Origin of the sequence: Paenibacillus rhizovicinus (assembly GCF_010365285.1) — a bacterium.
GTDB classification, from domain to species: Bacteria; Bacillota; Bacilli; order Paenibacillales; family Paenibacillaceae; genus Paenibacillus_Z; species Paenibacillus_Z rhizovicinus.
In genome coordinates, this window is the sequence record NZ_CP048286.1 from 5,802,637 (window position 1) to 5,815,308 (window position 12,672).

The window sequence follows — 12,672 nt, forward strand, 5'->3', positions numbered from 1 at the left end:
GACTCGTTTATCATAAGAACTAGTGGCTGCTCTATTACGGTACGGCTGATTCCAAGATCGCCGTGGCGATTCGCAGCGAAAGGAGCCTATAGCATGAACAAATTTACGGCGTCCGTAGTGGGCGGCGGGGCAGGCGGGCTATTAAGCATGAAAGCGCTTGCGGAATCGGGACGATTCGAATTGAAAGCGGCTGCCGATTTGCGGCCGGAGATTTGCGAGAAACTGAAGGCGCAATTTCCGGGTATCCAAACGTTTACGGACCACCATGAGATGTTCGCGCAATGTCCGACAGACGTCGTTTGCGTCAGTACGTTCCCCCCTTCGCATGAAGAGGTGACGATGGACGCGCTGAAGCTCCCTTTGAAAGGGATCCTCGTGGAGAAGCCGCTCGGCCATACCGTCGCTTCCGGCCGTGCGATCCTGGAGGCGATCAAGGGCCGCCGGCTGCCGATGGTCGTCCCGCACGGCATGCTGGCGAAGATCACGCCGCTGGAAATTATCTCGCGCGTTCACCGCGGCGAGATTGGCGAGCTGAAGCTGCTGGAAATTCAAAATACCAAATGGGACATCATCAATGCCGGCATCCATTGGCTCAACTTCTTCGTTCAATTGACCGGCAACGAGCCGCTCGCGTATGTCTTGGCTCAGGCCGATACGAGTACGCGCACGTACCGCGACGGCATGCAGGTGGAGACGGCTGCGGTCACGTACGCGCAGACGGCGAGCGGCATTCGGGCGGTCATGATGACCGGAGACGACGTGCTGGTTAACCGCGAAGGCAAAGAAACGTTGTTCCGGATCGTCGGCACGCGCGGCGTCATCGAATTCTGGGGCTGGGAGAACGGCTATTGGCTGCAGAATGAAGCGCATCCCGGCGGCAGCCTGATCGTGCCGGAGGAATTCCCGGTTACCGGCCATCAGCGCCATTTGGAGAATATGGCGGATTTGATTGAAGAGGGAACGGCGGATTACCGTCTGGCGGACAGCTCGCTGGCAGCGCTGGAAATCGTTGAAGGTGCGTACCTCTCCGCGACTCACGGCGGCATCGTCAGGTTTCCCGTCGATGCGTTCGAACCGCCTTCCGCGGGGGCGAAGGCTTGGATTCCGGGCATTCCGTATGCCGGCATCGGCGGCGGCCGAGACGGGAGGCAGCTATGAGCGCGGTTCGTTTCGGTATCGTTGGCGGCGGCTGGCGTACCGAGTTCTTCATGCGTATCGCGGAGGCACTGCCCGGGCGCTTCCGGGTTGCGGGCGTCGTCATCCGGGACGCCGGGAAAGGGGAAGCGTTCGAACGCGAGTGGGGTGTCCCGACGTATCGCACGCTGGACGCGTTGCTAAGCGGAACCTCTCCTGCATTCGTCGTCGTCAGCGTGCCGCGTAAAGTCGCTCCGTCCATCATGCTGGAGCTCGCGGACCGCGGCGTTCCGACGCTGTGCGAGACGCCTCCGGCAGAGACGCTGGAGGAGCTCGTCTCGCTCTATCGGCAGGCCGCAGACCGCAAAGGACGCATTCAGGTGGCGGAGCAATACGCGTTCCAGCCGAATCATGCTGCCCGGCTGGAGATTGTCCGTTCCGGCCGGTTAGGTCAAGTTACGCAGGCGCAAGTGTCCGCCGCTCACGACTATCACGGCATCAGCCTCATGCGCCGCTATCTCGGCATCGGCTTCGAGAATGCCACGATCCGCGCTTCCGCCTTCGCATCGCCGATCGTGGAAGGTCCGGGGCGTTCCGGTCCGCCGGCCGAGCAGCGAATCGTGACGTCCAATCAGGTCATGGCCTCGTTCGATTTCGACGGCAAATACGGCTCGTACGATTTCACCGGCGATCAGTATTTCTCCTGGATTCGTTCTCCGAGGCTGCTCGTGCGGGGAGATAGCGGAGAAATCAACAATTTCGACGTGCGCTACTTGGTCGATCATCTGACGCCCGTTCATCTGCAGCTAACCCGCCAACAAGCGGGGCTGGACGGCAATCTCGAAGGCTATTACCTGAAGAGCCTGCATTGCGGAGAGCTGGTGGCTTATCGGAACGAATCCGCTCCGGCACGGCTGACCGACGATGAAATCGCGGTGGCGACATGTCTGGCGAGGATGGGCGAATACGCGGCCGGCGGTTCGGACTTCTACGGCTTGGCGGAAGCATGCCAAGACCATTATTTGGCGCTGGCGATGCAGCGATCGCTGGAAACGGGCGAAGCGGTGACGACCGAGACGCAATGCTGGGCGGAGTAAAGGAATCAAGCGGAGCGACGAAGCGGATAAGCGAACCTGCGCGGCAGGGTTTGCGAATTTTCAAAAATGCTGTTTACCTTGCCTGAATTATTTGATACTATAGTCGAAAGCATTCAAATGCAATGAAGAGAAGAGTAAATAAATGCATGCTTTCACAGAGAGCTCCGTCCGCTGAAAAGGAGCAAAGCGTTCGTTATTGAAAAAAGTCTCTGAGCAGCGCATCGGAACCCTTCGGAAGGCGGATGGTGTGCCAGGAGCTCCTGTTATAGAGCTAGAGTATAAGCATTGCATCGCGATGCCGTACTTGAAGAGGCTGATCGGGCGACCGATCGGCGAATCTAGGGTGGTACCACGAGGATCCAATCTCGTCCCTGAGACTGACAATAGTCTTGGGGGTGGGATTTTTTTATTTTTTTCAAAGCGGAAATACAGTGCTCGGCTCGATATGAAACTCACCAATTCCAATGTTTTGAATAGTTATTTAGGGAAGAACGCGTTCCCATCCATTATGGCAGTCGAAAGGATTTGAATCATTCATGGCAGGTAAGCTGAAAGTCGGTATTGTCGGTGGAACGGGCATGGTAGGTCAACGTCTCGTCCAATTGTTGGAGCAGCATCCTTGGTTCCAAGTCACGTCCATTGCAGCAAGCGCGGGATCGGCAGGCAAAACATACGAGGAAGCCGTGCAAAATAGATGGAAGCTGTCCGGATCCATTCCGGAAGGCGTGAAGAACATCGTCGTGCAGGATGCTTCGAAAGTCGAGGAAGTCGCATCGCAGGTCGATTTTATCTTCTGCGCGGTCGATATGAAGAAGAACGAGATTCAAGCCTTGGAAGAGGCATACGCGAAGACGGGTACGCCCGTCGTGTCCAACAACTCGGCGCATCGCTGGACGCCGGACATCCCGATGGTCATCCCGGAGATCAACCCGGGCCATATCGAAGTGATTGCGGCACAGCGCAAACGTCTGGGCACTTCGACCGGTTTCATTGCCGTGAAGCCGAACTGCTCCATTCAGAGCTACGTGCCCGCGCTGCACGCCTTGCTCGATTTCAAACCGACTCAGGTCGTGGCGTCGACGTACCAAGCGATCTCCGGCGCCGGCAAAAACTTCACCGACTGGCCGGATATGCTGGATAACGTGATCCCGTACATCGGCGGCGAAGAAGAGAAGAGCGAGCAGGAGCCGCTTCGCATCTGGGGCAGCATCGTCAATAACGAGATCGTCAAAGCAAGCTCGCCGCTCATTACGACGCAATGCATCCGCGTTCCGGTTACGGACGGCCATCTGGCTACCGTATTCGCATCGTTCGAGAACAAACCGGCGAAAGAGGAAATTCTTGCGCGCTGGTTGAATTTCAAAGGTCGCCCGCAGGAGCTCGGCCTGCCAAGCGCGCCGAAACAGTTCATCACCTATTTCGAAGAAGAGAACAGACCGCAGACGAAGCTGGATCGCGATCTCGAAGGCGGCATGGGCGTATCGGTCGGCAGATTGCGCGAAGACTCCATCTACGACTACAAGTTCGTGGGCCTGTCGCATAACACGCTGCGCGGCGCGGCGGGCGGCGCGGTTCTGATCGCCGAGCTGCTCAAAGCAGAAGGCTACATTCAAGCGAAATAACTGCTAGCGCGAGCAGGCGAACAAGCAAGGAACGGAACGAATTCGACGAGAGCAGCAAGCATCCGGTATAGGAGCTTGCTGTTTTTGTTGTTGAGGCTTGCGCGGGAACGAGAACAAGGAAGCGGCATTCGGTGTGCCAAGGAGCGGGTTAAAGGGTATACTGTATATAACCTAACTATCTTAAACAAGCGCACGATCGCCATACAATACATTGTCAAAAGGAGATCCAATGACAGCGAACAATGCGAACGATGGAATGATGGATGACCATGAGACGAGTGATAGGAACGGCAATCCTATGAACGGCACGGACGGGATTGAAAATGAAATGGGCTGGCGCTTCGACAATAGCTATGCCCGCCTGCCGGAGATCTTCTATTCGAAGCAGCATCCGGCGCCGGCAAGCGCGCCGAAGCTGGCTGTGCTGAATGAAACGGTAGCGGCGTCGTTGGGATTGAACGTGCAATCGCTGCAGACCGAGGAAGGTACGGCGGTGTTCGCCGGCAACCGGATTCCCGCAGGCGCGCTGCCGCTCGCTCAAGCATACGCCGGGCATCAATTCGGGCATTTGAACATGCTCGGCGACGGCAGGGCCTTGCTGATCGGCGAGCAAATCACGCCTGACGGCGAGAGATTCGATATTCAGCTCAAAGGCTCGGGGCGGACGCCTTATTCCCGAGGCGGCGACGGCAGGGCGGCGCTTGGCCCGATGCTGCGCGAATACATCATCAGCGAAGCCATGCATGCGCTGGGCATTCCGACGACTCGCAGTCTAGCGGTGACGACGACAGGGGAGTCCATTTTCCGCGAAACGGAGCTGCCGGGCGCCGTTCTGACTCGCGTGGCGGCCAGCCATCTGCGCGTCGGCACGTTCGTGTTCGCTGCGGGGAGAGGAACGATCGACGAGCTGCGGGCGATGGCGGATTACGCATGGGAAAGGCATTTTGCCGGCGGTCAAGCGGGAGAGAACGCGAATGAGAACCAAGGCGGGAATCGATACTTGTCCCTGCTTCAGGAAGTCATTAAGCGTCAGGCGTCGCTGATCGCCAAGTGGCAGCTCGTTGGGTTTATTCACGGGGTGATGAATACCGACAACATGGCTATCAGCGGTGAGACGATCGATTACGGCCCTTGCGCGTTCATGGATGCCTACGATCCGGCTACGGTGTTCAGTTCGATCGACAGGCAAGGCCGCTATGCCTACGGCAATCAACCGCAGATCGGCGCATGGAATTTGGCGAGATTCGCCGAGACGCTGCTGCCCTTGCTGCATGACGACGAGGAGCAGGCCGTCAAGCTCGCCGAGGACGCGATCGCGGCATTCCCGGCAGCGTTTCACGCGCATTGGCTCGACGGGATGAGGGCCAAGCTGGGACTGTTGAACGAAGAGGCGGAGGATGAGGCGTTGATCGATGACCTGCTCGACATCATGCGGAAGCACCGGGCCGATTATACGAATACGTTCCGCGCATTAACGTTCGATGAGCCGGAGAATACCGCGATGTTCGGCACGTCGGGCTTTACGGAATGGCATGAGCGTTGGCAAACAAGACGCGGCCGGCAGCAGGCGCTGCATGCTTCATCGCAGCAGTTGATGCAGGCCAGCAATCCGGCGGTAATTCCGCGCAATCATCGGGTGGAAGAAGCGCTGGAGGCAGCGGCGGCGGGAGATTACGGCGTCATGGAACGGCTGCTCGCTGCGCTGGCGAATCCATTCGCGCATGCGCCCGAGCAGGAAGCTTATTGTTCGCTGCCTGACGATTCTTCCGCTCCGTATCGGACGTTCTGCGGAACCTGATTCCACGAAACGCTGCGGCTGGGGGATTTCTGCCTTATCCGGCTGGGGGGATTTCTGCCTTATGCGGCCGGCCGTCGCATGAGTTGACTTGTCCGGTTCTGCGGCTTGAAGACAGGGTTATCCAATATTTGAACCGTCCGGTCAACAGCGTAAATCTTGACAATCGCAGCCGTATTGAATAAAGTGTTGTCATTAGGATTCATTTTGTCAGCGTTGAAGGGCATTAGTAGTGTTCACCTCATGCTTCCAGAGAGCCGGCGGTTGGTGCAAGCCGGTACGTGAATGAACGCGAATTACAGCCTGGAGCTTCTTGTCCCGAAACTGCATGCTTGCAGAAGGGGCAGACGGCCGTCCGCCGTTATCGGGCAGAGTGGAAGATGCATGCGCATTTTCAATTAGGGTGGTACCGCGATGACTCGTCCCTGTCTTTGACAGGGCGGGTCTTTTTTGTTTTCACATTACGCTAGGGGGACTTGAAATGACGAAAGAAACCGTAATCGAGCATGTCGATCTGTTGGAGGATCTGGAATACCGCGGACTGGTGCATCAAGTGACCGACCGCGAGAATCTGAGCAAGAAGCTTCAAGAAGAGCAGCTTACGCTGTATTGCGGCTTTGATCCGACCGCGGACAGCCTGCATATCGGCAGCCTGCTTCCGATTTTGATTTTGCGCCGCTTCCAAAATGCCGGCCATGCGCCGATCGCGCTGGTAGGCGGAGGCACGGGCTTGATCGGCGATCCGAGCGGCCGTTCGTCGGAGCGCTCGCTCAATACATCGGATACGGTCGCGGAATGGACGAACAGCTTGAAACGCCAGCTCTCCACGTTCCTGGATTTCGATGCGGAAGGCAATGCCGCCAAGCTGGTCAGCAACTACGATTGGATTTCCCAACTGGACGTCATTTCGTTCTTGCGGGACGTCGGCAAAAACTTCACGGTGAATTACATGCTGGCGAAAGACTCGGTCGACTCGCGCTTGGCGAACGGAATCTCGTTCACGGAATTCAGCTACATGATTCTGCAAGCTTACGACTTCTGGAAGCTGCACCAAGAGCATGGCTGCCATCTCCAAGTCGGCGGCAGCGACCAATGGGGCAACATTACGGCGGGTCTGGATCTGATCGGGAAAATGGGCAGCAGCGGCGCTTTCGGACTGACGATGCCGCTCGTAACGAAGAGCGACGGGAAGAAGTTCGGTAAATCCGAGACGGGCGCCATCTGGTTGGATCGGAACAAAACGTCGGTGTACCACTTCTACCAGTTCTGGATGAATACGGACGATAGCGACGTCATCAAGTTTTTGAAATATTTCACGTTCCTGACCCGGCCGGAAATCGAAGCGCTCGAGGAAGAGCTGAAGCAGCAGCCGGAGAAACGCGCCGCGCAGCGCGAACTGGCTCGTCAAGTGACGAAGCTCGTACACGGTGAAGAAGCCGTCGAGAGCGCGGAGAAGATCACGCTGGCGTTGTTCTCCGGCGATATTACGAAGTTGACGGAAGCGGAGCTCGTGGAAGCCTTGCAAGGTTTGCCGACGACCGTTCTTGCCGCTCAAGAGGAGAAGCCGCTCATGGATCTGCTTATCGAAGCGGGCGTGGCTCCGTCTCGCCGTCAAGCTAGACAAGACATCGAAGGCAACGCGATCTCCGTGAACGGAGTCAAGCAAGCTGGCATGGAGACGGTCATTACCGCCGATCAGCGGCTTCACGGCAAATACATCGTGCTGCGCAAAGGGAAGAAGAATTATTTCCTCGTCCGATTCGAATAGTTCATTGGCGGAAGGCCGCCGCAACTTGCTTGCGGCGGCCTTCGCTGCGTCTGGAGGACTTTTCGTCGCCAATGCGTGATGAGGCGGACGGGCTGGCTCCGCTACCTCCGTTTGCGAAGAAGGAAGGGTACGTACATCAAGGAGAAGATGCCGACCGCTATGAACTCTTCCGTGATTAAATAGTACGGGTAAGACCCCAAGGCATCCAATAACGAAGCCGCTTCCGGCTTATGCTTGAGGAACATATAGTTGGCATCCAGCCAATAATCGACGCCGCCCACGAGAACGACGAGGATGTTCAGGAAGATCATCGTAATGCCGATGGATTTCCAGGTAGGACGATAGCGCTCGATCCATGTCATATAGAGCGGCGCTAGGATGATGGCCATATGCACGATGAAGAAGTGGAAGAATCGGAAATGGGGAAACGGATATACGAGATCGGGTGTAAGCATCGCTTGAATCGCGCCGCCAATGCCGGCGAACAACACGATCTGGTACAAAAGACGGCTGCGCGCGATCAGCATGACGATGGCAAGCATTTGCGAAATACTGCACAACTCAAGCGGCAGCGTATACCTCGCGTTCCATAAATCCTCCGTCGCGTACCACCAGAAGAGGAAGCACTCCGGTACGATCAAGCAGGCAAGAAGGCCGTAACGAATCGTCTGCTTCACGCTCGACCGTCTGCGAATTTCGTTTCGGAAGCGATACAGCATGCCGGCGAACGCGAGCAGGATCGCAAGTACGACAACATGCGAGGGAGAATAGGCAAGGAAGTGCTCCGAGATTCTCGGATTAATGAACGAGGCCATCATATCCCTCCCTTCAACGGCAGATCAGCTTGCCCGTTTTGAACATGCTGTATCCGGTTAATCATTCGGGCTTGCATTGGACAACGCCTTGCGGGCGGGATGGTGAAACAATCCTGTTGGCAGCGTCGTCCAACTTATCATAAAGGAGCGTGGATGAGATCATGAAGAAGATAGCATGCGCAACTGCTGCTGCTGCAAGTATGCTGGCTGTATCCGCCATAAGTTACGCCGCGGCCCCTTCCGGCATTGTTATTATGGGCAAGCCGATTCAGTCCGATGCTGCATGGATCGTTAAGAACGGGCGCGTATTGGTTCCGCTTCGTGCAGTTACGGAACCGCTGGGCATTACGGCAGCATGGAATGCGAAGTCGAAGACGGCGACCATCGGCAAATGGTCGGAAACGGTAAAGCTGACAGTCGGTCAATCGATCGCATCCTATGTAAAAGCCAATCAATATAACACGATGAAGCTCGATGCGTCCGTCACCCTCGTACACGATCGCGTATACGTTCCTTTACGTTTCTTGTCGCAGTTCTACGGATATCGCGTGGAAGCGCAAGCGGATACCGTGAACGTGACTTCGCCTTTTAGCCGGAACGAGCAGGATATCCTGCACCATGGAGATCTAGGCAAAGCAAGGCAGTTCGTCATGGCAAACGCTTGGAAGCATGCGCATTATGCCAAGCCGCCGATCGAGTACTTGAACGAAATCGAAGGTTTCGAAAGCACGTTTTTCTTCCCGCTCGGAGAAGCCAACCGTTTCTTCTTGATTTCAGATAGTATGGTCTCGTTCTATGAATTGCAGGGAGAGTTCTTCGTCATCACCTGGCAGGCGCAAATTCCCGTCGGGAAGAAGGACACGGACGAGCTGTTCATGGACAACCAGGTGACGAAGGCCACGGGTGCCAGACCCGTCATCGACGGGCCGATGTTCTTCTACCGAAAGAGCGGAATCGTGAACGTCACGAATACTACGGCAGGGACGATCGGCGCCGATGGCCGCAAGACGTTAATCGGAAGCAAAAGCGTCGTCGGCGACGAAGTGAAGGAACAATCGGGCTCATTGGCATTGACGCTGCCTGATGAAACCAGGGCTGAGCTTAATCCGTAATCCATAATCCTTAATCCTTAATCCATAATCCGTAATCCTTAATCCTTAATCCTTAATCCATAATCCGTAATCCTTAATTCTTAATCTCTAATCGTTTCGCCGAGAAGCCCGGCTAGAGCACGACGAAGATCGGAAGAGTCGGGAAACAGCTGCGCGGACAGCGTCAACAATCGCGCGCCTTCCGAGGCGTAACCGTTCTCCTTCAACATGGCGGCAATGAAGCCGTACTCGCCTTCCCATGAATAATAGCGTTCGTCATTCTTAATGCGTTCATGTTCTTGCATGGCGGAATCGATACCGTGGGAGGTCAAATGCTGCGCTAAATGATGCGCCATGGATTGTTTGAGCGTCGGAAAGTGTCCGGTTAACAGGAAATCGAGAATAGAAGAGCCGACGGTGAGCCAGCCATAATCTGCGTTTGCCATAACCGCGACTGCGATGCTTTTGTCGGGAAGCAGTACGAGGTGGCTCTGGAAGCCGGTATCCATGCCGGAATGCGATACCATCCGCTGGCCTTTGTACGTGCCGATGAACCAAGACAGCCCGATGTTTGCCGACTCCTCTCCATGGCCGGTCGCAGCATAAGAGGTCCATAATTCGTCGTAGCTTTCTTGCGTTAGAAGCGCTTGGCCATCAGCGGTAATGCCTTTATTCAAGTGGACGATTGCATAGCGGCACATATCCTCGACATGGGCGTACATCGTGGAGCTAGGCCCGTGGGCGCGATGATAAGGGAAAACGTCGCTTACTTTGCCTCCATAGCCATGCTGCAGACTAAGCACGTGAGGAGCCGCTAGGCGATCGTCCGCTTCCGATTTCAAATAAGTGCTTTCCCGCATCAAGGCGGGTTCGAATATCCGTTCTTTCATATACTGCTCAAAACTTGTCCCTGAGCGCTTCGCGATAATATCCCCCAGAATTTCATAGCCGATATTGCTGTATGCATAGTTCTCGCCAGGTTCGCTTAACAAGGAGCGTGGCCGAAGGCTCCTGACGTATCTCTCCAAGCTTTGATCATCGTATTGGGGGCGATCCCATTCGTAATCCTCTTCATCGGGCATGCCCGAAGTATGGTTCAATAATTGACGGACCGTGATTAGCCGGAATCTGTCGTCCGCCATGTGGAAATAAGGGAGATAGGCGACGATGCCGGCGTCCAGCTCGAGCCGTCCTTGTTCGGCCAGCTGCATGATGCCGGTTGCTACGGCCGTTTTGGATATCGATGCTTGATGGAATAACGTCCCGGTGCCGACAGGCTCGCCGGAGGCGGCGTTCGTCAAGCCGAAGCCTTTGGCATAGATGGTTCGGTTATTGAATACGACGCCTACGGCCAGTCCGGGCATCGGTGCATGCTGCATATACTCGTCCAATCGTGCGTCCAGTTGATCGATCATGTGATGGATAGCGTTCATAATGGCCTCCTTGGAGGTGGTAAGTAATCATACGAATAAATGCATTTCTACTTTCTATGTATTTGGAAAATCATGGTATGATAGTTCCTTGGGAGGTGTCATACTTGCTTTTACACAATGCCAGTCTAGAATCCTATCCAGTTCACTTTGCTGCAATGAATCCTCATGAAATTCAGGAACAACTAAACGGGAGGGACAAGGCATTTGATTGGACCATTTATTATAATTATCCTCAAGTTCTCGTGTTTAAGATGATGATTATAGGTAATGATGCAATACAAGGCGCCATTGCATTGGAAAATAAAGAAGATCATGTTTACGTGCATTTAATTGAGAGCGCTCCGCATAACCGTTCGGATAAGGTGTTTGAATTTATTGGTGAGCATTTGCTTGCCTATGCTTGTCAGCTCAGCATGCGATTTGGGCACGATGGATATGTAGTTCTACAATCAAAATCAGCCCCAAGACTTCTCCACTTTTACACGCAGGTTATTGGAGCCAAGCATGTGGGAGGACTTCGAATGATCCTTAATGAAACTGTTGCTCGTCGGTTAATCATGCTATACTTAGAGCAGAGGTAGGTGAGGTTCCATGGATAAAAAGAATACGCACAGTCTTGATGATGTTGCCCGCCATGCCGCCGATGGACATTACGTCGTACAATCCGTCCCCAGCGTCAATCCAGAGCGGGACAGAGAAATTAGCAGAGCCATTGCACGGATGAAAGCCCAATCCGATAATCACGTGAAGACCCACCAATAGGTGGGTCTTTTTGTGTCTGTCTCTCATTTCTGGAAATCCCATTCATCTGAATTATAAAAAACGAACGTTCCTATAACAACAGAAAATTACTAAAATATTCAAATAATCCTAATAAGACCGCCAGCCTCCTCGAGACGTTCGGCGGTCTTTCTCCAGGCGGAATATACACTGGCGCCGTCTACTGGCGCGGGGGACTCGAACGGAACTCACGCGGCGTATAACCGGTATGCTTGCGGAAGATGCGATTGAAGAAGCTGATGTCGCCGAAGCCGGTTTCGTGCGCGATGTCGAGCACTTTTTTGTCCGTCGTCCGCAGCAGTGTAGACGCCTGACGGATTTGCACGGTATGCTTATAATCAAGCAGGCTCATGCCGGCTGCTTCTTTGAATTTGGCCGTGAACGAAGAGACGCTCATGCCGCTTAACCGGCTCAGCTGCTGCAGCGTAAGCGGCTGATAGTAGTGCTGGTCGACGAAGTTGATAATGGAGTCCATCCAGGCGCGGTCGCCGACGCCAAGCCTTCGATCGGCTTCGCGATTCTCTTGGTGGAAGCGGCTCAGCCAGACGAGGCATTCGATCAGCCGCGTCTTGATGACGAGCTGGTAGCCGTCGCGCCGCTGTATGAACTCGTCGTAGATCGTCTGCAGATGCGCTTGAATGTGCACCTTTTGGCTGGGCTGCAGCGGATGGTAGGGCACGAAGGAATGGCTTTTGCGCAAGAAGGGAACGAGGTAGAAGAAGTCGACGAAAGACGGCATCCGCTGCAGCACTTCCATCTCCCGCTGCAGGAAGCCCGCGTCGAACAGCACGTTGTACACGACCGTATCTTTGTCCGGCTCGCACGCGTAGCTGTGATAGACGTTGGGCTCCACGACGAATACGTTGCCGGCGGCAAGCTGATACGTATGTCCGGACATTTCGTGCGTGGCGCTGCCTTCGACGACGAACACGAGCTCGATGAAGTCATGGGTATGCGGCGGGATATATTCATTCTTCTGAATGGTATAGCGGTCGATGTAGAAAGGGAAGTCATCCAGATTAAAGTACATATCGCCTTTGAAAATCGTCATGGACGGCATCCTTTCCCTTCGTTTCACCTTGGTTAGGATGATTATGTCATGGCCTGGAACCAATGTCTATAAGGGAGGCCGACTGT

11 protein-coding genes and 2 other annotated features are annotated in these 12,672 nt (G+C 54.9%); of the genes, 8 read left to right on the forward strand and 3 right to left on the reverse strand.

All coding sequences use genetic code 11. The annotated features are described in order from the left end of the window. The first annotated feature begins 93 nt into the window (after positions 1–93). The 5 genes from GZH47_RS25825 to tyrS all read left to right on the forward strand — a co-directional run bounded on the left by GZH47_RS25825 (position 94) and on the right by tyrS (position 7,416). Positions 94–1,158 carry a Gfo/Idh/MocA family protein gene (locus GZH47_RS25825; RefSeq protein ID WP_162643873.1) on the forward strand — a complete coding sequence of 355 codons (1,065 nt, stop codon included), beginning with the start codon at positions 94–96 and terminating at the stop codon, positions 1,156–1,158. After that, positions 1,155–2,231: a Gfo/Idh/MocA family protein gene (locus tag GZH47_RS25830; protein ID WP_162643874.1), complete on the forward strand. Its 1,077-nt coding sequence runs from the start codon at positions 1,155–1,157 to the stop codon at positions 2,229–2,231. The genes GZH47_RS25825 and GZH47_RS25830 overlap by 4 nt, the downstream gene beginning before the upstream one ends. 113 nt (positions 2,232–2,344) lie before the next feature. Further along, positions 2,345–2,607, forward strand: a binding site (T-box leader). Between the two features lie 160 nt (positions 2,608–2,767). Continuing rightward, complete coding sequence (gene asd / locus GZH47_RS25835) at positions 2,768–3,853, forward strand: aspartate-semialdehyde dehydrogenase (protein WP_162643875.1); 1,086 nt, start codon at positions 2,768–2,770, stop codon at positions 3,851–3,853. A 298-nt stretch (positions 3,854–4,151) separates the two neighbouring features. Continuing rightward, a complete protein-coding gene (locus GZH47_RS25840; protein WP_225446585.1) occupies positions 4,152–5,651 on the forward strand; it encodes a protein adenylyltransferase SelO in 1,500 nt (499 codons plus the stop codon). A gap of 204 nt (positions 5,652–5,855) precedes the next feature. Continuing rightward, positions 5,856–6,078 (forward strand) — a binding site (T-box leader). A gap of 51 nt (positions 6,079–6,129) precedes the next feature. Next, a complete protein-coding gene (tyrS, locus tag GZH47_RS25845; protein ID WP_162643876.1) occupies positions 6,130–7,416 on the forward strand; it encodes a tyrosine--tRNA ligase in 1,287 nt (428 codons plus the stop codon). A 101-nt stretch (positions 7,417–7,517) separates the two neighbouring features. Here tyrS and GZH47_RS25850 read toward each other — a convergent pair whose 3' ends face one another. Continuing rightward, positions 7,518–8,234: a YwaF family protein gene (locus tag GZH47_RS25850; protein WP_318653383.1), complete on the reverse strand. Its 717-nt coding sequence runs from the start codon at positions 8,232–8,234 to the stop codon at positions 7,518–7,520. Between the two features lie 158 nt (positions 8,235–8,392). Here GZH47_RS25850 and GZH47_RS25855 point away from each other — a divergent pair, with 158 nt between their 5' ends. Continuing rightward, positions 8,393–9,343: a copper amine oxidase N-terminal domain-containing protein gene (locus GZH47_RS25855; RefSeq protein WP_162643877.1), complete on the forward strand. Its 951-nt coding sequence runs from the start codon at positions 8,393–8,395 to the stop codon at positions 9,341–9,343. 80 nt (positions 9,344–9,423) lie between these two features. Here the strand turns inward: GZH47_RS25855 and GZH47_RS25860 are convergent, their stop codons facing one another. Further along, complete coding sequence (locus tag GZH47_RS25860) at positions 9,424–10,755, reverse strand: serine hydrolase domain-containing protein (protein ID WP_162643878.1); 1,332 nt, start codon at positions 10,753–10,755, stop codon at positions 9,424–9,426. Positions 10,756–10,859: 104 nt separating this feature from the next. Between GZH47_RS25860 and GZH47_RS25865 the strand changes: the two genes are divergently transcribed. Both GZH47_RS25865 and GZH47_RS25870 read left to right on the forward strand, forming a co-directional pair. Next, entirely contained in the window at positions 10,860–11,336 is a 477-nt protein-coding gene (locus GZH47_RS25865; protein ID WP_162643879.1) for a hypothetical protein, read from the forward strand. A gap of 10 nt (positions 11,337–11,346) precedes the next feature. Further along, the gene (locus GZH47_RS25870) at positions 11,347–11,517 is read left to right on the forward strand and encodes a hypothetical protein (protein WP_162643880.1); all 171 of its coding nucleotides are present in this window, start codon (positions 11,347–11,349) and stop codon (positions 11,515–11,517) included. Between the two features lie 178 nt (positions 11,518–11,695). Here the strand turns inward: GZH47_RS25870 and GZH47_RS25875 are convergent, their stop codons facing one another. Beyond that, the gene (locus GZH47_RS25875; protein ID WP_162643881.1) at positions 11,696–12,586 is read right to left on the reverse strand and encodes a helix-turn-helix transcriptional regulator; all 891 of its coding nucleotides are present in this window, start codon (positions 12,584–12,586) and stop codon (positions 11,696–11,698) included. Positions 12,587–12,672 lie beyond the last annotated feature (86 nt).